Below are 25419 nucleotides of genomic sequence, written 5' to 3' on the forward strand. Positions count from 1 at the left end.
CGTTATGAAATATGCTTGCGAACTTTCAGAGTAAGACTTTCCACCGCCACTACTTCAACTTTGTCACCGATATTTAGGGCTTCGTCAGCGGTCACTTTCCAGAGTGCACCTTCTATATAGACGAATCCATCGCTGTGCATTGTCCCCTGTCGTCCGATCATCGCAGACTGTCCTGAGAATGGTTTGGCCATCCGCGCCTTGTAGACGACATAAAACGCCGCCGCCATCGTGATGCCTATCAGTGACACCACGGTGATGAGGATCGATTTGGAGACCCGAAGGCTCGGATCGACTGCATCGATCAGCATCAGCCCCCCAAGGAAGAGAGCTATCACTCCCCCGACCGTCAATAGCCCATGACTGACCACTTTGATCTCCGCGATAAACAAGATGATCGCCAGTACAATCAGCGCAGCGCCTGCCCAATTGATCGGGAGCGTCTGGAACGAATAAAACGCGAGAATCAGCGCGATCACGCCAACTACACCCGGCAGGATTGACCCGGGATTGTACAATTCCAGCACGATCCCCAGCCCACCAATCGAGAAAAGAATAAAGGCGATATCCGGCTGGGTCAGCAGCTCGAGAAGTTTATAGGCAAATGAGATCTTTATCGTTTCGGTCCGCACATTGGTGAGGTTCATCGTCACCTTGCCGGACGGAAGCTCGGTCTCGCGGCCATTGATCTGGCGAAGCAAGTCTTCATAGTTCTCAGCCCGAATATCGATCACATTCGAATCCAGCGCTTCTTTGTCGGTGATCGAAACCGACTGCCTCACCGCCTGCTCTGCCCAGGTTGCATTGCGGCCGCGCTTGTCGGCGAATCCTTTGATCTGGGCCGCCGCATCATTGGTGATCTTCTCATTCATGATGGAGTCGACCTCCTGGCCGCCTCCTGCTACCGGATGTGCCGCGCCGATATTGGTCGATGGAGCCATTGCCGCAAAATGCGCCGCATAGGTCATGTAAACTCCGGCCGACCCCGCCCGCGCGCCCGATGGCGCTATGTAGATACAGATCGGTACCGGGCTATTGAGGAATCGCTTGGTAATCGACCAGGTCGGCTTGGTGAATCCGCCCGGCGTATCGAGATAGATCACCAATAGCGAAGCATTCTCTTTTACCGCTTTCTCGATTGCATCTTCGATTCGATCATCCGTCACCGCACCGATAGTGCCGTCAATGTCCAATCGGATCACGACCGAAGAACCGCCGCTGCGAATGAGCGAATCAATCCCTGGACGAGTTGCTCTGGCGCTGTCATCTGATTTCCGGATCGATGAATCGACCTGCGTCAGGACAGACTCGATAGGCGCATAATACCCCGGCTGTGCATTGACCGGTTCGGCAATGATCAGCTTGAGTGAAAACGATATGATGGGGCCTAAAATAAGAAATCCGAATAAGATCAGGAGAAGTTTTTGTTTCATGGCACGTCCTTTCCCCTTTCCGGTAATATCAATGCCGCCACCCGTGATGTCAACCTAAATACTTGTGATTGAACAGATTATTCAATGACATTCGAGGTCGACTTATCGCCAATCCTTGCCCGATCTTGAGTATACCAGCTTGCCGTCAAGGACCGTAGCCTCGACTGCCAGATCGTACAACTTCGATGCTGCTATGCGGGTTGGATCATCCGCCAGGACGGTAAAATCTGCCGGGTAACCGGGCAACAGATACCCGCGCTCATGTTCCTGACCGCATGCGATCGCAGGCCCGACAGTAAACCGATAGAGCGCTTCCGCCGCAGTTATCTTCTGCTCCGGATAGAGTCTGTCTGTTGACCCTTGACGAGCCCTTCGCACCGCTGCCGCAATCCCCGCCAGCGGGTCAAGCGGTTCAATAGGCGCATCGGACCCAAACGCCAGGTCGATCCCCTTGTCAATCAGTGTGCGAAAAACATACGCATCCTTGCCACGCTCTCCCCAGTATTTGCGGACTATTCCAATATCTGATGGGCAGTGTGATGGCTGCATCGATGCTACCACTCGCAATCTCTTCACTCGTGCAATATCCGATCGTCGAACCAATTGCAGATGTTCTATCCGGTTGCGTGCGCCGAAGTCCGGAAGAGGAATTGATGCAAACGCATCGAGCACATTCGACACTGCCTTGTCGCCGATCGCATGCACTGCCGCAGGTAAATTCAGACGACGAGCTTCACGGATCAACTTCACCATCTCTTTGGTCGAGGTAACTTCGATGCCATAGTTGTTTTTTGAACCGATATACTTTTTGAAGCACAGGGCGGTCTGGCTCCCCAGTGCGCCATCAGCAAATATCTTTACCCCGGCAATTCGGAAAAACGGCGTCCCCATCCCGTAGTACACTTTGTTGCGCACAAGCTGTGGCAAGAGTGCCGCACCGGGATAGTAGTTGATGCGGAGACCGATTTTCCCTGCCGCCGCAAGCTCCATATAATACTGGTACCCATCCGGTCCATCGAAAGAATGTATCCCTGTCACTCCTTTGCGATAGGCGTAGTCGAGGGCCTGCTGATAGCGACGGTCAACCTCCTTGCGCGATGGCTTTCCGATCTTCTGCCAGACCGGATCGTAGCCTCTGTTTTCACGCAAAATACCACTGGGCAAACCATCGGCGTGTCGCTCTATCGTCCCACCCTCAGGATTTTGCGTCTTAGGGCCGATCCCGGCGATTTCGAGCGCTTTGCTGTTCACCCAAGCCGAGTGCATATCTTTGGAAAATATAAACGCCGGTCGTCCTCCCGTGACCGCATCGAGCATCTCGCGGTCCGGCTCGACCCGCTTGGTGAACCGATCGGGAGAATAGCCGTCGCCAACTATCCACTCTCCTTTAGGCTGTTTGGCTGAATACTCTTTGATTCGGGCGAGACACTTCTCAATCGTAGGCAGACCATCCAGTTGTACCCGACCCAGCGAAAGCGCAAAATAATAGAAGTGCGTGTGGGCATCCACGAGACCCGGAACGATCGTTTTCCCCTTTAGATTTACACGAGCATAACTCCGAAAATCCGGATCCTTCTCCAGCGAATTCCCAACCGCTATGATCCGATCCCGTGAAATGGCCATCGAATCAACGACCTGGTAGTCGGCCTGAATATGAATGCGGCCGTTATAGAAAAGCATCTTCGTTGTCAAATTGTGCTCCCTTGATACGCAGATCTCCCTGCCGTTCGGTCAATTTGAGTCGGTCCGCTTCTTCGAGGATCGGGATCGCATATTTCCGGCTGAAACCGAAACGATCTCGAAGGTCTGTCACGGCGAACGATCCGACGCTATTCAGTCGCTCCCTGACGAATTGAACGACCTCTCGCCAGACCTCATGTATGATCAAGAACTCGGCGCCACATTTGTGTGCTTCACGCGATTCGATGATATAACGGATCGCTTCCTGATAGTGTTTCCCCTGTGATGCAAACGACTGCAGTGTAGGCGGCGCATATGGCTCGCCGGTCAATGCCGCAATGATCTTATCATGCGCCTCTTTGTACATCCCTTTCAGGGTCACACCTCGACCGACGATATCATAAAAATCGGAGACTCGGGTCATTTCGCCGGTTGCTGTCAGGTAAGTCGTCAACAACTCCACAGTCGACTGATCGTGATCCAGACGATCAACCAATTGACCTATGGTGATCCCTTTCAGGTGTGGCTGATCTTTCAGGAACTGCGCAATCGACTCTTTGAGGCTCGCTACCTCGCGCTTCAACAGATCTACCTGGTACCACCAATTCTGAAAGCGAGCCACTTTTCCTTCCGCCGCCAGCACAACCAGTTCCTGTGAGGCTTCTGCTTCAGAGATATCTGCTTCCCGTAGAAACGTCTCGGCGGGTGCAAGGATCCGCTTGGCTAACTCTGAAAGCACCAGACTATTCGCTGTCCCGGCTCTTCTTGTCTGGAGGTAGTGCAAGCGAGTGAGTTCTTTCCTGCGCGGGAAAACTGCCAGATGATCGAGTATCATCCCGCCTCCCAGCGTCACCATCGGTGTAGGAAGACGCAGGATCAAGCGATCAAACACCAGGCCGTAAACTGGTTCGTCTGGTCGAAAGAACGCGATCCCCTCCTCTCCCGGAAGGATCGCTTCCTGATCAAACAGCCGGATCTCCCCTTCAACTTCTGTTGTCCCGACAATCATCAGCACTCGCCGACGATCTTCGATCGGCACCGGCGCAGTGGGAAGGGTCTGCACCGAAAGAGCTAAGACCGGATGATCCTTGAAAAACGTAAGGTCAAGGCGATCGGAGATCACTCCACCGCGCACGAGCTCAGACCGATCGGTCCCTGTCAACGAGACCGCGGTTCGTGAGCCAGGATTAACCACGCCAACATCTTCATTGTGAGACTGCAACGAGCGAATTTTCGCTTGCCCAGATCCCGGCCAGACTGAGACGGTCTGTCCAACCGACAGCGCCCCTCCCCTGAGCGTCCCTGTCACTACTCCCCCTATACCCTGTCGAACAAATGTCCTATCCACAAAAAGTCTTGCCTTGCCGATATCCTTACGAGAGGAGACTATACCGGGAAGCGTGTTAAGATGTGTTTTGAGGAGTTCAAATCCTGCTCCGGTAGTGGCGGAGAGCCGGAAGATCGGTGCGCTGGAAAGAAAGGACCCGGACAGCCGAGACCGAATCTCCTTCTCGAGTAACTCAAGCCAATCTTCTTCCACCAGATCGCACTTGTTCAGGGCGACCATCCCATATTTGACTCCTAATAGCTTGACGATCTGAAAGTGCTCTTCGCTTTGTGGCATCCACCCATCATCAGCGGCAATGACCAGCATTACGGCGTCGATCCCCCCTGCCCCGGCGATCATATTCTTGACGAATCGCTCGTGCCCCGGCACATCAACAAAAGCGATACTCTGATTGTCAGGGGTTTGGTAGAAGGCAAAACCGAGGTCGATTGTCATCCCGCGAGCTTGCTCTTCGGGTAAGCGGTCGGGATCGGTGCCGGTCAGTCGCTTGACAATCGAGGACTTGCCGTGGTCGATATGCCCTGCTGTGCCGATCACCAGCATCGGTCAGCCTCCAAGTACAGTGCGGATTGCCGAAAGTAAAGACGGATAGTCTGACAGCGGAATCGCCTTGAGGTCAAGGATGAGGCGATCTTCCTCAATACGGCAGATGATCGGTGGGTCATTGCGACGAAACGCCACGAGTAGTCGCTCTGCCTTGTGCTCTTTAGAGAAGCAGACTGCGACTGACGGAATCTCTTTCTCAGGTAACGCACCTCCGCCAAGAAAGACTTTGGAGGCTTCAACACTGACACCAGCCGGATTGCCGACATCGCGTACCAACGATTTCCCTCGCTGGTACAATTCCGCGTCCGGCACTGCCAGAAACTGCCATAGCGGGATATCTGTCGCCTGCGTGCCATTGAGGTAAGTCGCCAGCAATCGCTCTACCACCGCAAAGACGACCTTATCCACCCGCATCGTGCGGAAGAGCGGGTTTTTCTTGACCGATTTGATCAACGACGCCCTCCCGACAATCAGACCGGCCTGCACTCCGCCCAACAGCTTGTCACCGGAAAAACAGGTCAGGTCTGCTCCGGAACGAACAGACTGCTGAACCGTCGGCTCGGCATATCCCATGATCGAATACGTATCGACAAAAACACCACTGCCAAGATCATTCACCACCGGAATGTTCTTCTGTTTGCCAAGTGTCACCAGTTCTCTCAGGGGAACTTCCTCGGAGAACCCGCTCTGCACAAAATTGCTCTTGTGTACTTTGAGGATAAGGGCGGTCTGGTCATCGATATGCGATGCATAGTCCGCGACTGTCGTGATGTTGGTCGTCCCAACCTCGACCAGCTTGGCGCCCGCCCTCTTTAGAATATCCGGAATTCGGAAACCACCGCCGATCTGCACCAACTCCCCTCGCGAAATGAGCACATTCTTGCGGTTGGCAAGGCTATTGAGAATGAGAAAGAGCGCGGCCGCACAATTATTGACGATCGTTCCTGCCTCAGCCTCAGAAAGCTCCGCCAGATATCTTTCGCATCCCTCGCCACGGTCCCCTCGTGCGCCGGTCCGAAGGTCAAACTCGACATTACAGTAACCGGTCAAGGTTTCCTTAAGCTGCGCAAATACTGCATCTGGAAACGGCGCCCGTCCCAGATTGGTATGAACCAGAATACCGGTCGCGTTGATCACGCGACGGATCTCCGCCCCTTTCGCCACTGCCAGTGCCTTGTCGATCTCCTTGAACATCGCATCCACGGATATCGGTTTCTTCGACTCTATTAATTTTTCTTTGAGTGCGGCGACAGTCTGCTTGATGATCGTCGAGGCTACCGGTCGGGGGAGCCCGGCAATAGCATTCGCCAGTCGCTCGCTCTGGAGAATCTCTTCGATTGCCGGAAAATCTCTCGGTTGCTGGATCATTGCTTCGGCCATAGTGAGCTGTTGTAAGCTATTTCAGCGAGCAGCCTTCCCGTTTGCGCCAGGGACTCCGCGGAGCAGTTCTCGGGAAGATCTTTCTCTGTATGCCAATGGGTATAATCGAAATCGATCAGCACAATGGCGGGCACCCCGCCGGCATTGATCGGAAGATGATCATCTATTACCGTATGCCTGACCATATCCTGATACCCGGCGAGATTCAGTCGTTTCGCTGTCGACCAGACCATATCATTCAAAGGCTGATTAAACCGCTGAGAATACCCCTCCCGAAAGATCTGCAGATCCTTATCACCGATCAGGTCGATTACTATTCCGAACCGATATTTGCCGTGGATCCCCTGACGCGCGAAATGCTGCGAGCCAAGCAGATAGTACGCATGGTCCCCCTCCTCTCCCCAATCCTCTCCGTCCACCAATAACAACTCAACATCACATGCCGGAGGATTCGCGGCAAACAGATTGGCCAGCTCCATTAAGACTGCCGCCCCGGAGGCACCATCATTGGCACCGGGCAGTGAATCCGTGCGTCGTGTTGGATCGGAGTGTCGGTCGGTGCGCGGTCGACTGTCATAGTGGGCAACAAACAGGAGTGGCGGAAGATTCGGGTCAATTCCCTTAGCCCGCGCCAGTATATTCACCAACGGCTTTTCGGTGCCTGAGTAGGGGTCATAGAAGGTCGTCACTTGGGAATCGACCTTCAACCCCAATTGCCGGAAGTGGCTGTAGAAGTACTCCTGGGCAAGTTGCCAGGGGATCGATCCGGGAACGCGTGGTCCAAACGCCACCTGTTCTTCCAGGTAACGAAACGCGCGCGCGCTGTCGAATGGCGGCGGTTCAACGTGCGTGGCACTACATCCGAGCGCCAGCCCGATGGCCAATAGGGTGATTATTCGTTTCACGAAGAGAATGTCTATCCTGGCGGCGGAAGTGTCAACCCAAAAAGCGGTTAGAAGCGGATCTCCGCCCAGATCTGGAGCATCCGCACATGGCTCTTGCGAGTCCCATCCTTGGTGTCCTGCCAGGTCCCAGTCAGTCCTCCCTTGATCTGGGTGCTGAAATCGTACGAAATGACGGGGGTGATCATCATGTCGGACTTGTCCGCAGAACTCTGCAGATCGTTCTCCCCGATCGCCGACTTCGACTCGCTTTTGGTATGACGCACGTTCAGCTCAAGGTTCATCGTCGAAGTGATCTTCATCTTGCCGAAGAACGGAAGCTTTAGACCGCCGGGAGAGCGGAACGAATAGCGACTGGTAACAGTGATACTCCGCTGAGTGGATTCCGTCTTACTGGTTATGTCCCCGGTCGATTGGTTATAGCGAGTACCTTTTTTCTTATCCAGTCCGTAGGTGGCGGAGAGTGATAACGAGCGGAATAGTTTGAAATTCACCCCTAACAGCGGGTTGAAATCTTCTGATTCGCTCTCCGAGAGCAACTTCCCAAGACTAAGGTTCATTTCTTCCGTCGTCTCGCGGCTGTAGCCGAATCGAGGGGCAAAGACATCGATGAACTTGTTCACCGGCCCTTTGATCAGAGGAAGGGTCTTGAATTTCCCGATTGTCACATCCAGGTCGGGCCAACTGGTGGAGGTCCGCTCCGCACGATCGCCTATTTTGACCAGGTCTCGGCTGATCGTCCTGCGGAAACGCACTTTGGTGGACAGCCCGCCGAGGAATTTGAATCCGGAATTTGCTTCATAGTTCTTTGTTTCGCGAGATTCAGGATTGCGGGATTCCCGAATGGTCTCTACATCGGCGTCCAGTTCCACACCAAGACGATATATCCAGCCCGGACGCGTCAACATACCTGGCACCGATGCAGTGTAGCCGCGGCCATACTTGTACTGAACTGGTTCGATCCAGGAGGTAAGGAAGCGGACTCCCGCAAATGGAAGATCGATCAAACTCCGATCCGACTTCTTCCCTGTCTTGGCGGGTTTCTGCTTCCCCCCGAGTTTCTTGAGATCTTCAGCTCGATATCCTTTGGCCCGTTCGCTCGCACTCATCTGCGGCTGATTTCCCCCTCCTTTACTCGCCCCCTTTTTGGTCATGGAAAACATATCCGTATGCCGCCACGTACCCCCGACAGACCAGCTCCGATTCAAATCCCCCTTACGAGTCTTCGATGTCCGCTCGTAGTTGTCCGAATAGGTCGCCGTGTAACCGAATGCCGTCCCCAGCCAGGCGAATATTTTCGGATCATAATTCCCCGAGAAGTTCTGGGAGTAATATGTCTGCAGACCGAGGCGGAACTCCTTCATCCCGATCTTGACAATGTCACTATTGGTCAGATCGTTTTTGGTAGTAAATGAGTAGTTGACACCCAAATTCTCAAAGAGCTTGTATGCGAGGTCCATGCCACCGTCAAAATCGCGCTGGAGCGAAGTGGTCCGTTTCAGGTTGGCATCATCCGAAATACTGATCTGGCGATTAAAAGTCCCTCGCCAGCGCCACTGATATGGGAAGAATGAGATCCGCGTATCCTTCAAATCTCGTAACAGCGGAATTGACTTGGTCCACTTGAGCGGCTCGATCGCCGGTGGTTTCTGCCACGACATGTCAAATGAACCCGCAAGATTGTAGTTCTCGCCAAAACTGTATGGCCGGGTCACATCGCTACGATTTGACCGGCTGTACGAGAAGTTCAGCTGCTGGCGGTTCAGGAAGAGATTGAACAGCGGGTTCCCTCCCTTATAACGGAACTGCTCGGATGCACGGAATCCACGCGTTATCGAGGTCACGCGCTCTTCCTCGCGAACATCCGCCGGCAACACGATATCAGAATTCGTCCGCAATAGCGGTAACTGGGTTGCCTTGGAGTAATTGAACCCTACCGGCAAGGACGCATTCCATGACCGGGGAAGGAACATATGCATATTCAGGCTGACGCCATACGAATAGCTCTCGTCCTCTGAACCGCCACCCAGGTTGTCCGAGGATCCACCGCGAGTGGTGGCGGATATGCCGCGGAAATACGGATTCTTGTTTTCCCACTGAAAATTGTAGCTTCCCACATCCGCAAGGTTGCCAACAACATCCAGTCGCACCGCTTGCCCAACATCTTTACGGACATTGGTCACGCGCAACTCGTCCAACCAGATCTCACCATTCGCCTTTTCAGTGCTGTCTTTGTTCAGGATACCCGCCGCCATCCACTGGATCTGGTTGATATTCGGATTCCCTTTGATCCGATAATTGCCGACTGTCGAATCGACTTGGCTTAAGGTTGCCCCCTTCGGCAACGCCTTCTGGAACCCATCTTTCAGACCAGTCAGTTCAGCGAAATTGATTTTCACATGATTGCCGGCATCCCATCCTGGACGTATCATTGTTCGATATTCATAGAAATTCTTTTCGTCTGTTCCCAGACGGTAGAAAAAGAGGATCGAGTCGGCTGGAAGTTCGTTCGCTTTGTTGCCGCCATGGACATACATCTCCAGTGCGCCATAGCCGGAATAGCGGTCAATCGACGGGAGCTTTTTCACGGCCATACAGGTGTCACCCACCAAAACATTCTCGAATACCAGCCCGAGACCTTTTTGTGTCTCCGTCACATTGCTGGTCTGGTCCTGATAGGCTTCCACCCCTGGAGGAGGCACAAATGTCCCCTCATCTTCACTCAGCGATGCCACCACAAACTTGGCGGTGTCATCTCGTCCTCGTTTCAGTATCGTTGTGTCGCGCCAGTTAGATTGCACAAAATACCAGGCACCAACTTCAACCGTGTCCCATCTATCGGCAAACTCATCGGACTCGAACCAGACTCGGGCGTGGGTGACGTTGGCCCAGTCGGCCGGAAGGCCCGAACTTGGCGCCACAATAGTATCCAACATCGATGAATCACGTATTGGAATGCGGAAAGTCATCCAGCCGCTGTCGTTTCGCGAGTTCGGCACGTAGAAGCCGGTATCCGACTGATCACTCAGGTCGATCGTGTAGGAGAAATATGCGTTGGTCGTGACAAAGTTTGTGGTAGTCAATTGCTCGGCATCAGGTGTCGCCAAATTGACGATATCATCGATATTTCCTTCTGTGCCGTTCAGGAAATCGTAAAACCGAGGGTCAGTGTCCTCGTCAAATTGTGTTGGATTACAGCTCGGTAGAGGGCATTTCCCCGCCCCGTCACCGCCAGCTGCGGTGTACCAGTTGTCACCCGATGGATCGGGATTGGTCGTTGCATTGTAATTGTCTTCCAGCGGGTCAGCTTTGCCGTCGTAACCAAGATCCTCCTCTGCTTCCAACTGCCCATTCTCCAGCAACCCGGCCGACCCATCCTCTTTATTGGGAGCATCATTTCCGTCGATATCTTCGGAGATCACGCCAAAATCGAAATGCAGTTTGCCGCGATCCCCCTTAACACGTACCTCGAAAAGCTGAACCCGATAGGCGTCGATTCCGGCGAAATAAGTCATCACACCGCCAAATGACGGTCCGGGAAGAGTGTCGACGACATTCGTGTCGGCGATCTGGGGAGTACCGCGGGGCCGCCAGATCATACGGAACGTATTGACAGACCCCTGTCCTTGACGAATATCTCGATCGTAAATCTCCTGCAGGGGCCGGCCGCCTAGCGGATTGTGCCACAGCAATTTCGCGCGCGTGTGATCCAGCGACAATTGCTTCGGCATCGAAGACATGGTCCAGCCGCCGCGTCCCATCGGAAGATTCAACTGCTCCAATGCTGACTCAAAATCATCGATATAAGCGACATTGTCAACGTTGGGATTCGGGCGAGACTCTGCAAACTCCCCGGAGATCGTCATAGTCGAGGGGGCCTCTGTCCGGATCAAGGGGAGCGCATTGAGCGCCTTGGTCAGGAAGTGCGGGTACAACTTGAGCGTGCCGTCGAAATCCATCACCGTCATCGTTGCAGTTTCCTGACCAACTCGTGGCTTGCGATCCTGCGCCTTGTCTGTCTTGTACAGAAGCGTGGAGCCGATCCTGAATTCATCGCTGAAACTATACTCCCCGCGAAGACCAAACAGGCTCTTCTTCTGAATCGCCAGGAATGGTGCATACTCGAAGTCGACTGTCACTTTGGCATTAGGGTCGAGTGCCTCAGGCGACAGTAACGTGATCGTCCCGAAATCATACTGAATACTGTAATCCGGACCGCGGGTCAGTACCTTACCGTCAGCCACCACTCGTTCGGATCCCTCGATGATATTTGCCCGGTTCAACCGGATAATAGAACCACGACTGCGACTGGAATACTCGATGTAGTACTTTGAATTCTCAGTCTTCTCCTTGGTGGAGAGGTAATCATATAGGTTTGGTGATCTGTCCTCGAGTGCAGGTGTCACCGCCTCATTGTCATCCTTAAAGGTCGTATCGGAATTGAAAGGTTCGCGATCGGGGAAAATGATAAGTCCCCACTCGGATTCGAATACATCTCGAAGATCGTCGATCTGGTCGTCCGGTACCTTGGCGCCGCTTCGGTTATACTGGTCAAGCCCGAGAAGAGTCAGGTAATTCTCAGACACCGCCCCGGCGGATTGTTGATAATCGATCGCGTCGGCAGTCCCTTCATTCCCCACTGGCCCCTTGAGAATCCTCATGTTCAAATCGGCGGCCTGGGCTCCCTTGGGAATGGAATACACATTCCTCCAAACCAACGGCCAGGTGGGATGCCGGGGATTGGTCGCCAAACCAGAAGGACGGAGCATTTTCAGGACCAGGGTGTCATTGCTCTGGTCACCGATCGTATCGGTTCTAAGCAGCGAGTCCGCATCATTGCGGCGTTCTATCACCATCCAGATACCGACCAGGTAATCGCGACGCGCAGAATTGAAATGGACATAATGTCGGTTGCGAACGGGATCATCAAACCAATCAAAAAGGGTCTGATCTATCTGTTCAACCTTCTGCGTAACCTGGAAATCGTCCGGAGTTATTTTCGGGTCGATCCTGACAATTGCGGTCGGAAGACTCGCGCCATCTTCAGGACGAACAAACGTACGCCCTTCGTATACCAGAAGGTTCGTGACGCGGTCATTCTTGCTGAATTCTTCCGCCAGTCCGAGATCATAAATACGCCCTTCGGCATAATCAAAATCTCGAATGCGAGTCGCTGATTCTTCGCCTGACGCGGAGATCGATGACCGCTCTGTCGACCCCTTCTCCTGCGACACAATACCGATCAGGCGCAATGCACCGATCTGGGCCTCGGCTTTCAGACCAAACAACCCCTGAATTCGCGCGGAGTAGCCGACAAACTTGGTGTTGGGGAGTTGTAGATTGGTGTTACCCGCCTCGATCGACTTCAAAATGTCGTCGTCATCCCCCTTGTACCGGATCTGTAACCGGTTAGAGAGCGGGATATCGGTTTGACTGTCCTCCGAAACAAACACGGATATCTTCGAACCGATCGTCCCCTCAATATCAAACCGATATATCTGATCCATGTTGAGAGAAGGGAATTTGCTCTTCCCCACCAGATCTGCCTGGACGCCATCGGTCCATTGCGAACGCCCGGAGAAACTGATCCGTCGGAATCCTGATACCCGAAGGTTACCGCCGCCTTCGCCAAACACTGAGCTAAGTCGCTTCGGAAGGGCGATCCCAACTGAGATCCCTTCTCGCCCCCCTCTTTCACGAGCGGCATTCTCGAGAGACTGCTTGCTGAGATTGCTGAATCCCAGGCGGACTTTACGGCGAAGCCGATACTGCATAAACTCGCCGGCGTCTACCGCTACCGGGACTAGCGTCATTCCCGGATAATATTCCGTGCTGAAGCTGATCGTGCTGCTGTCGTACGATGATCCGGTCACTTTCGGAGTACGTAACAGCAGAGTCGAAAATGGTTCTATGGAGAGTGGTGGATTGGCCGCGGAAAAGACCTGCGGGCGGCCATCATACCCTGAGACTACCTGCGGAGGATTATCGAATTTGCCCTGGAATCCTATCCCTTGCCCCTCCGCCATCGGCGATAATGCCATAACGACAGCCAATAGCAGACCGGCAAAAGACAGATGTCGTCTGAATCGAATCAAAAACACTTAGTTTAGCGCTACCTGCAAAAATTCAGTTCGTTAAAAACGGGTCGATATGAATCCTCCTATGCCTGGGCTAAAACTTGCCAAGTTGCTGGACTTCTTCCTGCAACTCAATGCCAAAGCGCTCTTTAACACGGGCTTTCAATATATCGGCTAATTCGCGAATATCTCGCGAGGTCGCCGTCCCCGAATTGACGATTATATTGGCGTGCCGCTCAAATACTTTTGCCCCCCCCACCGCCATCTGCTTTGCCCCCACTTCCTCCAGAAGTCGCCCAGCAGGCAATTTACCATATTTCTCCCGAGAATCGGGGATATTTTTGAAGAAACATCCCGCCGACATCCCGTCATTGGGGTGCTTCCCGTCACGCTGCGAAAGGATATCAGCCACCGTAGCGGCGATGGAATCCCGGTTTCCCGATGCCAGCCTGAGCCGAAGGTCTACCACCACCTCGTGCGTCACCTTCAGGTACGAATCTCGATAGCCAAATCTGCAATATTCCGGACCGACAGTCTTAAGCGAACCGCCATGATCAACTAAGGTGACGTTTTCTATCTTGTTTCCGATCTCCCCGCCAAATGCGCCTGCATTCCCGTAAACCGCTCCTCCTACCGAGCCCCAGATTCCGGCAGCGAACTCCATTCCCGTCAATGAGCTTTCGGTCGCGAAATTGACCAGCGCCATCAGCTCTTCACCCGCCCCGCATTCGATAAGAGTCGGCTCAAGTAGCCGGAGACCTACCACATCAACCTTGATCACCAGTCCATCGTAGCCGGCATCAGAAACCAACAAATTGGTCCCACCGCCCAGAACAAAATAAGGGATCTGGAGCCGCTTGGCCGCTTCGATCGCCCTGGTCACTTCAGTGCCTGAACGGGCCGACACAAAGTACTTTGCCCTGCCGCCGGTCCTGTAGCTAGTCAATGGCGCCAGTTCGCGGGCGAACTCAAGATTGGGTCCAAACGCACCCAAAAGGGTCGCGATCGGGAGGGAGGGTGTCGTAGCAGTTTGGTCAGTCATCATTCTTCTCAAAAATATAGCGGGGTTGCCGCCCAAAATCAAGGTTAGATGGCGATTTACTGGGTTTCTGTGCCGCCCGTTTGGTCCACAGTTTATACCCGCTCCCCGGCCAGGAAAACTAAAATTTGCTGGAAACATCGGCTTTATGAATTATCGGCTGATTCGGGCGATGAATTTGGGGTAGATTTCGACGACTCCGGCGCCCCCTTTTCCTTCGCCAGCTCATCCACAAAGTTCATCCGCAACTCATACAGCAGATGATCGACCATCCGCTTTTCATCCTGGTTGAGATTCCCCCTGGTCTTACGCTCGATCATCTCGAGCATATCAACGGTGTTTTTGGCCATCGCCAGATCGCGCTCCACCTTCCCGGTTATCGGATTGGCCAGCTTTCCCATCTGTTGCATGGCCGCCGCCTGCAGTGAAAGCACCAACTGGTAAAACTGGATATCGATCTCTTGCTCGGAACTCATAGCGCTCATCCTCCGCCTAACTGTATTTGCCGCTGTTCGGCGCTGGTCTTGAGGAACTGATATAATCCTTTATACGGCCTGTCAAGCTTGGCGGGGTCATGAAAGAGCTGCTCGAGAAGCGTTCGCGAAGCCTCCAGCAAGTCCCGATCCTTTGTCAGATTCGCCGCCCTCAATTCGGGTGCTCCGGACTGCCGGACCCCGAATAGCTCGCCCGGGCCCCGAAGCTGCAGGTCCGCTTCGGCGATCTGAAACCCATTGGTGTTGGCCGCAAAGTACTCCAGCCGTTGCTGGGCGATATCGGACAGTGGTCCGTGCGCGATCGCTATGACTGTCGACTGCTTCTCCCCTCGGCCAACGCGTCCCCGAAGTTGGTGCAATTGCGCCAGCCCGAACCGCTCGGCATGCTCAATCACCATTAACGTTGCGTTCGGATTATCCAAGCCAACCTCGATTACCGTCGTCGCCATCAAGAGATCGATCTCCCCCTTGCGGAAACGAAGCAGAACATCGTCCCGTTCTTTCGGCTTGATCCGGCCATGCACCATGCCGAGCTTCAGATCGCGGAAAAAGGTCAGCGCCAGTTCCGCATAGGCATCTTCCACATTCTCCAGATCACTCTGCTCGGACTTCTCAATCAGCGGATAAATGACATACCCCTGGCCATGCGCTTTGACCTGCTCATGCACATACTCGAATATTTTGGGGCGGGCCTCATCGAGCCGCCAGACAGTTCGAATCGGCTTGCGACCGGGCGGCAGATCTTCAATTGTGGAAATATCCAGATCACCATAAAGCGTCAGGGCAAGCGTCCGCGGTATCGGCGTCGCGGTCATCACCAGCAGGTCCGGTGAATCCCCTTTGGCAAAGAGCTTCCCGCGCTGTTCGACTCCGAATCGATGTTGTTCGTCAATAATCACTAGCCCAAGCCGCTCGAACGAGACATAGTCGTAAATCAGCGCATGCGTACCGAACAGGACATCAATCTGACCCTCCGCGCATTTCCTGGCGACCGCTTTTCGTTGGGGAGCGCTCAGTGTGGATGTCAGTATGCCCGCCTCCACCCCGACCTGGGCCAGCGGACCGGCCCAGTTGCGGAAGTGCTGTTCTGCCAGGATTTCCGTTGGCGCCATGAAGGCAACCTGCAATCTGTTCTCTGCGGCATAAAGCGCGGCGAGCACGGCGACGACAGTCTTGCCGCAACCGACATCCCCCTGCAATAGCCGGGACATCGGTGTCCGTTTGGCGAGATCGACGAAGATCTCCCGCGTCACTTTCTTCTGACCATCGGTCAGCTCATACGGCAACGACTCTTTGAACTGTGTCAGCTTGGCGCTCGGTTCAGCATACGATTGCCCCTTTTGCGCCGATTTCTTCTTCCCCAGATTCTGAAACACGACAAATTGCAGCCCCAGCAATTCATCAAACGCCAACCGTCTCCGGCTGGTCTCAATCTCGTCGCGATTCTCGGGATAGTGGATCCCCCGGATCGCGTCATGCAAGTTCGGTAATCCGATCTTACTCTGCTCTTCCGGCGGGAGCTGATCCGGCATCTTCTCTCTAAGATGCTCAAAAATGTAGGTGGTAAGCTGACGGATCCCCTTGCTGGAAAGCCCCAGCTTGGTCATGGCTGCAGTTTGCGGGTAAACCGGGATTATCCGCCCGGCATGGATCATCCGATCAGTGTTCTCTTCCAGCCGTTCCAGGTCCGGATGGACCATCTGTAAGCCCATGAAATCGGTGATCGTTCCGGTAGCGGCAAAAACCATCCCCTTCTTGAAATACCGCTCCCAATACCGGATTGCCGCAAACCAGAGCAGTGAGATCGCCCCGGTATCGTCCTGGAGCATCACTTCGTAACGGGGCTTTTTTCCGCGCAGGACGCCATGCGCTTTGACTTCGCCAATGATGGTCGCATTTTCGCCGATACGGAGCCGATTGATCGGGACAACATTCGTCCGATCGAGATAATGCCGTGGAAGGTACGCAAGGAGGTCGCGGACCGTGGACAGGCCGTGGTGGGCTAATGCCTCTCCCCGTTTTGGTCCTACCCCCTTTACAAATTGAAGCGGCGAGTCAAGCTTAAGGTCCGGCATGACGGTAAGATGGCAGCCTCAACTTGAAGGGTCAATTACTTTTGGCGGCGACTTTACCAATTGCCTATTTTACCGGCATCCCGATCCTCTCAAAATTGGAGCTCCAGTATATTCGCACGGCCTTTCCCAGAATGAGTTCGGACGATACGGGTCCCCAGAATCTCGAATCAGAGCTATTGTCCCGGTTGTCCCCCAAAAAATAGTAATATCCGTCCGGGATTATGAATGGCTCCATATTGTCCCTGGTGGGTTTAATGCCGTCCGGAGACTTCTGTGTATTGGCATCCACATGTTTCACTGTCGCAGCAGTAACTTCGGGCCTTCCGTTAATAAACAACTGTTTGTCTACCATGCTCACTGTATCACCAGGCAGGCCCACACACCGCTTGACAAACTTGGTGACATTGTCTCCCGGCCAGACAAAAACGATGACATCCCCACGCTGTGGTGTTTTCGTCAAATAGTACGACTGATCTGCTAAGAAACGGTCTCCCACTTGCAAGGCATCTTCCATGGACGAAGCTGGTACCGTGTAGGCATGATATTTGGTCCCCAAGGGGACAGCGAAAGGAGCGAGAAAAACCCACGCTACCACTATGATTATGAATATTGCGGAATTGAACGGTAACTGAAGTATTGATATCTGGCGTGCCCGAATAATGACGTGGACCAAAGGTATGATCCAGAGGAGCAAGATCAGCACAGCCACCAGAAGTGGTCCAAAAACTCCCCAATTCACGGATGCCAAAAGCAAAATGGCCAGATTCAATAACAGGACCACCGAGATCCAGACCACGGCCGCCTGCTTGTACAGCCCAAGATAAAGATGCCCCAACCCGGGTACCAGGACTGCCAGAAGACCAGCTAACCATGCTTTTGGCTTGGCAACCTGACCCTGAATTGCTTCACTCTCCGGCTTTTCGATTCCGTCTGACATGAAAAACCTCCCAAGCGCTGAATCGCATCATGCAATTCAACAGAAAATGGAAGGTCAAACAGCCAGTGGCAATCTAAAAGAGAGCCGGTACGGCGATTACTGCACTGTCACGGTACCCGTCATCCCGGCATGGACCGTGCAATGGTACCCGAAACTCCCTGCAGCATTGAAGATATGCTGGTAGGTCTGATCATTCGACAGCAACGGGCTGTCAAGTTCAGTACCGGTGTTCGAAGTGACCGTGTGCTGGATGCCATCGCGGTTGGTCCAAAGGACCGTGTCTCCAACCTCAATGGTCAAAGTGGATGGGCTGAAACTACTTCCCTGGATGGCCACTTGCTTGAAATGCGGTCGGCTGGTGCCGCCACCCGAACCGGTCGGCCCGTCATCGCTGCTGCACCCGACGGCAATAACAACCATCGACGCAAGCATCGCCCACATGATCCTCAGCCTTACTTTCTCCATAACGTACTCCTTAAGGGTGCAATTGAGGTTTAGCCCGGTACAGCGTACCCTTTGGAGCACAGAGGCCAACTCCCCTTCGGTTCGTACAGCAACTTGCCAATTTCTGTCAACTGACGTATTATCCGGCCGGAAGCGGATGTCGTCTGGTGGCGGTCCCGGCCTTCAAAGCCGAGTGGGGGGCAATCGCATTGTCCCTGGTGGGTTCGATTCCCACCCCTTCCGCCAAATGACGCCCAATCATTTCGCGTTGACTGAGGACTGGCTTGTACGCCAGGCGTGGGTCCGCCTGCTCTTGATCGGTGCCCGTATTGACCGATGGAAGCGCTTGGATTGTTCGAGTCGAGTTTTTCTGAAATCTTATATTGATGCCACCGGCATCTTCTGCGGGTCATCCACCAGCATATGCTCTTTGATCGTGTATGCCTCGGCGTACTGAACCTTCACCAACTGCCCCAGTTCGCGTGCCCGCGTCCGCATCAGATCGTAAATATTGACCCCCGGCGAAAAGACATTCCGCTGATCGTCTGACTGTGCCGGTGCCAACCCCGGCGCAAATTTGTCAAGCATCAACCGTGATTCAAATGTCGGGAATTGCGACTTGTAGGCCGACACCGCCTGGCACTTCTGCTCCATCTCATCCGAGATATCGACCATAAACGAATAATCGAAATTGCGGAAGTACGACACATAAAGGATCTTCCTCGGACGATTCGGTTCCCCCTCCAGCGGCACCTTCTTCAGGCCGGCCAGAAACGATGCATCATATCCCAGACGAGTACAGGCGAGATGATCCGGATGGCGCTGCTCCCAATGCGGAAGGATTACCATTTCCGCCTTGCAGTCCCGCACCACTTGCGCGATCTTCAGTTTGTTCTCCTGATTGAACTCCACAGCAGCATCGGTCAATCCAAGATTCCCCCGCCAGGTCAGCCCCATTATCCGGGCCGCCTCAGCCGCTTCCGATGCCCGGTCATGCTCATCCCCGTGAGTCCCGGCCTCGCCGCGGGTCAAGTCGAGCACCCCGACCGCTCTCCCCTTCTTCGCCATTTTGATCAGCAAACCACCGCAGGTTATCTCAACATCATCCGGATGCGCCGCTATTGCCAGAACATCCAGTTTTGGTGCGTTGCTTCGATTATTTCCCATTGATCACTTCATGATAGAATTGTTCGTATTGATTGACGATCTTCTCCGCGCTGAAGCGTCGGAGTGCGCTCTCGGCAGCCGATCGTTTGAATTCGTTCAATCTGTTTTTGTCACGCAACAGCGCGATCCCGGCCCGAGCCATCGACACCGTGTCTCCTACCGGCAGCAGGAAACCGTTACGATAATCTTCCACCACTTCAACCAGACCGGTACCCGAAGTCCCCACGACCGGAACGCCGCAGGCCAGCGCTTCAAGTGCCGCCAAGCCGAAAGACTCCTCTTCAGACGGAAGAAGGAACAGATCGGCGCACGGCAGCACTGCTTCAACCCGGCTCTGGTTACCCAGGAAGATCACCTTATCCTGGAGTCCTCGTTTGTTGATCTGTCGTCGGACCAGCACGGTGTCAGGGCCCTCGCCAACCAGCAGTAACTTGGCCGGAAGTTCGTTTTTGATCTTCTCAAATATGTCGATCACATCCATCGCCCGCTTGACCGGCCGGAAATTCGAGACGTGCGCGATCAGGAATTCGTTGTCATTGGCAAACTCGGAACGCTGGCACTGGTTCGGACTTGGCTTAAATCGAACTTCATCGAAGAAGTTGTGTACCACACGAATAGGCTTCGTCACTTTGAAAACGTCCATCGTCTCTTCGGCCAGGTAATTCGAGACCGCCGTGACTCCATCGGACATATTAATAGAGAAACGCGTGATATCGTAAAACGACGGATCCGATCCAACCAGCGTGATATCGGTTCCGTGCAAGGTCGTTATCACTTTGGGAACTCTCGCGCCATCGGCGATCAATAACTGTTTTGCAAGATATGCCGATGTTGCATGCGGTATTGCATAGTGCACGTGCAGCACTTCAAGGTCGTACGCTTTGGAGACATCCGCCATCTTTGAGGCCAGCGCCAATGAATAGGGCGGCTGTTTGAACAACGGATACGCGGTTGTTTCCACCCCATGGTAGAACACGTTGGTCTGATATTTATCCAGGCGGAAGGGCAGCGCATATGAAATGAAATGGACATGATGTCCGCGCAATGCCAGTTGTTGCCCAAGTTCAGTAGCCACGATCCCTGAACCGCCGGCAACCGGATAACAGGTTATTCCAATATTCATTTAGTCTGTGTACTCCGACAGTGAAATGAGCTGATGTGCTGATTGATCCGGGTCAAGTCGTTCGAAAAGGAATGATACCACCCCGGGGCCGTATTTGGCAATGAAATAGCTGATATTGAGAGAACGGTCCTGCAAGCTTCGATTCGGATAGAGCGCGTGCCAGAGCCGGTAAAGTCGATCCCTGACCTCTTTCGATTTCCGTTTGTGTGCTCCGAAGACTTTCCCCTCAAATGCCTTGATCGAGAAATCGATCTTCCCCGCCGTTTGCTGGGCAAATTCCTTTAGCGAAGGATCAAATTGCAGCGATTTGTCGCTGAACTTCTCAAACCTGCCGAACAGATCCGCTCTGAGTTGCTGGAACTCTCGCTCAATATCCTCCGGGAAATCTTTCGCCATCACCCGGTTGATCACCTGCTCAATATCTCCAGCCAGCTCTTCGAAACTGATCTCGGCCTGGGCCATTACTTTTTCGTGCCGCTTCTCCACCAGGGTGGCCGTTGGCCGAGCCGTGTGTACCGGCGTTGGAAGCCTGAACATCTCAAACAACGGATTGATCTGCGCAAAATAGGCGATCTCCGAAGGTCCCCCCATCTGGGCAAGCGTCGGGAAAAGGAACGACTGCATGATCGGTCTGGTCAAAACATCGGGTGAAAAGCACTCCGGCGACTCTTCTATCTTCGCCAATAGTTCGTCTTTGCTGAATGAATACTCCCCCGCCTGAAAACGCCCATCACGGTGAACTATCGGCCATCTCCCCTTCTGGTGATAGAACAGATGAATCGCCTGTTCATTCTTTTCCACCTGGAGATGATATGAGGCCCGTTCAATTCGACGGTTCGTGCTCCCCATCAGTTGATGTAGCTCATCCTGCCGTTCGACTATCTCGGCAAAAAGCGGTTTCGCCAGTCGTTTGGCAGCTGGGTCCGCCGGGGAGAACAGAACCAGACCATAATCGGCTGTCAGTTGTGCCATTAGCCTGCCGAATGCCACAACGACATTAGCGCCATCCTGATAGTTGACGGCCAACTGATCGTAGAGGGATTCCGTGAAGTCAGACTCGCCCAAAGTTTCGCGAATCAGTCCATGCATCGCTTGAATCGCCTCTGGGTTCCCGAGTGTTATCTCCGACACTGGCACCGGATACTCCGGCATGACCGGGTATTCCACCCGAACCAGTTCTCCATCGCGATTCAGCAGGTAGGTGTGGTTGATCTCCGCAAAATCATGGTCATCGGCGGCAATCCAGAAAACCGGCACGACCTTTCGACCCAGCTCTTCCGATCGTCTTTTTCGCGGCCTTGACGGTTGCCAGCGCCTTGATAATCGAGAAAAGCGGCCCGCCAAACAGCCCCGCTTGTTGTCCAGCAAAACTGCAGACAGTCGTAGGCTCAGCCAGGAATTGGATATTTTCGAGTGTTTTCGCCGATGCCCCAAATGCCTGATTTTGCCTCATCAGCAAATCTATCAGTTGCGGCCGATTGAACGAAGTCTGATCCAAATAACCAGCCGTTTGCCGGTATCCCGGCGACACGAACAGGTCACTGGCCGGCGCATGGCCGGCCAGGAAATCTAAGTATAAGTTGGAGAATCCGAACGCTTTAGAAGGGCCTATCAGTCTGACTGTCAATTACCACTCCTTCAACTTTGATCTGCCGGGCTTTCGGAATTTCCTTCCGCTTGAAAAGCCCAACGAAGTCGTCGACCAATGTATACATTACCGGAACAACGACCAAGGTCAAAAGTGTCGAAGAAATAATACCACCGATTACAGCCCGGGCCATGGAGAGACGAAGCTCCGCGCCTGGCCCTAATCCAAGGGCCAACGGGGCCATACCGAAGACCATGGCAAAGGTCGTCATCAGGATCGGGCGTAGCCGGATCGGTCCGGCCTTTAAGATAGCCTCGGTTCGACCCATCCCCTCACCTCGTTGCTGTTTGACAAAGTCGATGAGCAAAATGGCATTTTTGGTCACCAGCCCCATCAACAAAACTATACCGATCATCGACATGATCGAAAATGACTGCCCGAGCAATGCCGGTATGGCGCCAACCATCGATAGCGGCAGTGACAACATGATCGACAACGGATCAAAGAACGATTCATATTGCGAAGCCAACAACAAATAGATGAAAATGATCGCCAGGATCAGTGACTTCACAATATTCTGGAACGACTCATTCATGATCTCCTGCTCGCCGACCGTCCCCACAAAGTAGCCCGGCGGCACCTGCAACGTGGCAACTTCCGTCATGATTGCCGAAGTCACGGTTCCGGCAAAAGCGTCCGACGCGACATTGGCGTTTACCTTGATCTCTCGCTGCCGGTCATATCGATTGTACTGGCCGATCGCCGCGCTCTTCTCCAACTGACCGACTCGATTCAGTGGTACGAGAAACGTCTTGGTGCCAGGAATCTCTTTGTTACTCGCGACCAGAATGCGACCGATATCGTCCGCCGAAGTTCGAAATGGCTCGTCCAAACGAATGCGGACATCGTACTCCTCTGTCCCTTCCTTAAAGCGAGTCACTACGTCTCCCTCGACAAGGGCACGAACCGTCATCGGTATGGTGGCCAGACTCAGACCCAGATCTTCCGCCAGTTTGCGGTCGATCCGTATCTGGAACTCCGGTTTCCCCTTCTCCTGCGTGTCATCGATATCTATTGCGCCAGGGGCCCGGTAAAATATCTGTTTCAGTTCAGCGGAAATGCGGGTCAATTCGCTCAGATCTTCTCCGCGAACGGAGATCTCGATAGATTTGTCACCGCCTCCTTCGCTCTCGCCCCGGCTAACCGAAGTCTTGATCCCGGGGATTGGCGCTATCAGAACACGCACAGAGTCCATGAGTCTGCGCGCAGATATTTCGCGTTCAGTCACTGAAGAGAGATTGAACAGAATACGCCCATCGGTAACCGGATTATTCCCTGAGCCAATTGTTACGTATGAGGCAATCACTTCAGGGATCGAGTTGCGCACGGCAGCCTCGATCTGAGCGGCTCGCTCCGATGTATCATGCAGGGTCGTTCCGGGAGGAGTCTGGAAAGTCACTGCCATCTTTGATTGGTCGGTCTCGGTCATGAATTCGACACCAATGACCGTGGCTAGGTACATCGAGCCAACAAAAGACAGAATCGCTATCAGCATCACCAGCCAACGGTGTCGGAGCGATGATGCCAGCAGGCTTTCGTATTTTGGTTTGAACCAGTCAAACGCCCGATTCCAGTAGTTGAGCAGATTGAAGATCCGCCCCCAGATCCGCGCAAGTAGCCCCTTTCCGCGTGGATTATACGCCGCCTCTTCCTCCCCTTCACGAAGCCAGCGCGAAGACAACATCGGCGTCAGCGTAAGCGCCACGAACAGCGAAATCACGACAGCAAATGCGACCGTCATACCGAACTGATAGAAAAACCGTCCGATGAGCCCTTCCATGAAGGCAACCGGCACAAAGACGACAACGATCGAAAAGGTGGTCGCCATGACCGCCAGGCCGATCTCTTTGGTCGCATCCATCGCCGCTTTGATCGGTGATTTTCCCATATGTATGTGGCGGTAGATATTCTCCATCACCACGATCGCGTCATCAATCAATATACCGACCGCCAGCGATAGCCCCAATAAAGTCAGCACGTTGATCGTGAATCCCAGCAGCTTCATGATGGTGAATGTCGCCACCAGGGAGATCGGGATCGACAGACCGGCTATAATGGTCGGCCGCAGATCCAACAAGAAAAGGAATATCACGATCACGGCCAGCAACATACCGTACTGGATATTGAACAATATCTCATGGATCGAGTCCTTGATGAAGGTCGAGTTATCCTCCACCTTGGACATCTTGATATCTGGCGGAAGCTCCGCCTTCAACTGCTCCAGTACTTTCTCCACGCCCGCCGCGATCTCTACCGTGTTGGCTCCGGATTGCTTCACCACGGATAGCGACACTGCCGGTTGTCCGTCAAGACGTGCCAGCGAACGCTGTTCAAGTGTGGTGTCATGCACCGACGCAATGTCCTGCAGATAGACCGGAACACCATTGGTCGTTTTGACAATGACATTATTAAAATCGGTCACCCGTTCCAGGCGCCCCATCACACGGACGAGATATTCGCGCGATGCTTCAGCCACTCGGCCGCCCGGTATCTCCAGATTGGCCGCCTGAATCGCATATTGGATGTCAGCCACCGTCACACCACGGGACTCCATCCGGTGCGGATCAAGCGCTACGAGGATCTCCCGTTCGGAACCGCCGATAAGATCTACCGCGCCGACTCCCTGGACTGATTCCAAACGCTTCTTGATACGGTTCTTGGCTATCTCGGTGATGTCTTTCGGCGTCCGCTTCCCCGAAACCGCTATCGAAATGATCGGCTGGGCAGTCGGATCGTACTGACTGACGATAGGCTCTTCGATCTCGTCCGGAAGGTCATTGCGTACCCCTGCGACTTTCTCGCGCACATCGTTGGTCGCCTCCATCCCATCCTTTTCCAGATGGAATTCGACCACCACCAGCGAATATCCCTCGCGGCTTTGCGAGGTTATGTGACGTACCCCGGAGATCTGGTTGACCGCATCCTCGATCTTCTTCGTGACATCCGTCTCCATGGATTCGGCGGATGCACCCGGATAGACGGTCTGCACGACCGTGAATGGAAAATCGACATCCGGCATCATATCGACTGAAAGACCGGTGTATGAGAAATAGCCCAGGACGACCAGGGCCAACATCATCATGGTCACGAAAACCGGGCGCCCGACTGAGACATCTGACAGTTTCATGG

The 25419-nt window shown here is 53.7% G+C and carries 16 protein-coding genes and 1 tRNA gene; 1 reads left to right on the plus strand and 16 read right to left on the minus strand.

Annotation, left to right across the window (positions count from 1 at the left end):
• Positions 1-2: 2 nt before the first annotated feature.
• From IPH75_06185 to IPH75_06235, 11 genes are all read right to left on the minus strand, one after another.
• The gene (locus IPH75_06185) at positions 3-1430 is read right to left on the minus strand and encodes a nodulation protein NfeD (protein MBK7141649.1); all 1428 of its coding nucleotides are present in this window, start codon (positions 1428-1430) and stop codon (positions 3-5) included.
• Between the two features lie 102 nt (positions 1431-1532).
• Positions 1533-3122 (minus strand): amidohydrolase, encoded by a 1590-nt coding sequence (locus IPH75_06190; protein MBK7141650.1) that lies wholly within the window; start codon positions 3120-3122, stop codon positions 1533-1535.
• The gene (selB, locus tag IPH75_06195) at positions 3097-5001 is read right to left on the minus strand and encodes a selenocysteine-specific translation elongation factor (protein MBK7141651.1); all 1905 of its coding nucleotides are present in this window, start codon (positions 4999-5001) and stop codon (positions 3097-3099) included. Before selB ends, IPH75_06190 begins: the two co-directional genes overlap by 26 nt.
• A 3-nt stretch (positions 5002-5004) precedes the next feature.
• The gene (selA, locus tag IPH75_06200; GenBank protein ID MBK7141652.1) at positions 5005-6384 is read right to left on the minus strand and encodes an L-seryl-tRNA(Sec) selenium transferase; all 1380 of its coding nucleotides are present in this window, start codon (positions 6382-6384) and stop codon (positions 5005-5007) included.
• The gene (locus IPH75_06205; GenBank protein MBK7141653.1) at positions 6369-7289 is read right to left on the minus strand and encodes a M28 family peptidase; all 921 of its coding nucleotides are present in this window, start codon (positions 7287-7289) and stop codon (positions 6369-6371) included. The genes selA and IPH75_06205 overlap by 16 nt, the downstream gene beginning before the upstream one ends.
• Positions 7290-7336: 47 nt before the next feature.
• Positions 7337-13381, minus strand: coding sequence for a cell surface protein SprA (gene sprA / locus IPH75_06210; protein MBK7141654.1), 6045 nt, complete (start codon positions 13379-13381; stop codon positions 7337-7339).
• A gap of 76 nt (positions 13382-13457) precedes the next feature.
• On the minus strand, positions 13458-14408 hold the full coding sequence (gene murB / locus IPH75_06215) for a UDP-N-acetylmuramate dehydrogenase (protein MBK7141655.1): 951 nt from the start codon (positions 14406-14408) through the stop codon (positions 13458-13460).
• Positions 14409-14548: 140 nt separating this feature from the next.
• Positions 14549-14878, minus strand: coding sequence for a DUF1844 domain-containing protein (locus tag IPH75_06220; GenBank protein MBK7141656.1), 330 nt, complete (start codon positions 14876-14878; stop codon positions 14549-14551).
• Between the two features lie 5 nt (positions 14879-14883).
• A complete protein-coding gene (gene recG / locus IPH75_06225; protein MBK7141657.1) occupies positions 14884-16971 on the minus strand; it encodes an ATP-dependent DNA helicase RecG in 2088 nt (695 codons plus the stop codon).
• Between the two features lie 64 nt (positions 16972-17035).
• Entirely contained in the window at positions 17036-17908 is an 873-nt protein-coding gene (lepB, locus tag IPH75_06230) for a signal peptidase I (protein MBK7141658.1), read from the minus strand.
• Between the two features lie 96 nt (positions 17909-18004).
• On the minus strand, positions 18005-18373 hold the full coding sequence (locus IPH75_06235; protein ID MBK7141659.1) for a hypothetical protein: 369 nt from the start codon (positions 18371-18373) through the stop codon (positions 18005-18007).
• Positions 18374-18501: 128 nt separating this feature from the next.
• Here IPH75_06235 and IPH75_06240 point away from each other — a divergent pair.
• Positions 18502-18598, plus strand: a tRNA-Sec gene (locus IPH75_06240).
• Positions 18599-18730: 132 nt separating this feature from the next.
• On the opposite strand, the gene bshB1 is transcribed toward IPH75_06240, so the two are convergent.
• The 5 genes from bshB1 to IPH75_06265 are packed head-to-tail and all read right to left on the minus strand — an operon-like array spanning position 18731 to position 25417.
• A complete protein-coding gene (gene bshB1, locus IPH75_06245; GenBank protein MBK7141660.1) occupies positions 18731-19519 on the minus strand; it encodes a bacillithiol biosynthesis deacetylase BshB1 in 789 nt (262 codons plus the stop codon).
• Positions 19509-20642, minus strand: coding sequence for an N-acetyl-alpha-D-glucosaminyl L-malate synthase BshA (gene bshA / locus IPH75_06250; GenBank protein ID MBK7141661.1), 1134 nt, complete (start codon positions 20640-20642; stop codon positions 19509-19511). The genes bshB1 and bshA overlap by 11 nt, the downstream gene beginning before the upstream one ends.
• Positions 20643-21899 (minus strand): bacillithiol biosynthesis cysteine-adding enzyme BshC, encoded by a 1257-nt coding sequence (gene bshC / locus IPH75_06255; GenBank protein ID MBK7141662.1) that lies wholly within the window; start codon positions 21897-21899, stop codon positions 20643-20645.
• On the minus strand, positions 21871-22269 hold the full coding sequence (gene bshC / locus IPH75_06260) for a bacillithiol biosynthesis BshC (GenBank protein MBK7141663.1): 399 nt from the start codon (positions 22267-22269) through the stop codon (positions 21871-21873). The genes bshC (IPH75_06255) and bshC (IPH75_06260) overlap by 29 nt, the downstream gene beginning before the upstream one ends.
• Positions 22241-25417: an efflux RND transporter permease subunit gene (locus tag IPH75_06265; protein MBK7141664.1), complete on the minus strand. Its 3177-nt coding sequence runs from the start codon at positions 25415-25417 to the stop codon at positions 22241-22243. Before IPH75_06265 ends, bshC (IPH75_06260) begins: the two co-directional genes overlap by 29 nt.
• Positions 25418-25419 lie beyond the last annotated feature (2 nt).

The sequence above is a fragment of the bacterium genome (assembly GCA_016708025.1).
In the GTDB taxonomy this organism is placed as follows: Bacteria; Zixibacteria; MSB-5A5; order GN15; family FEB-12; genus FEB-12.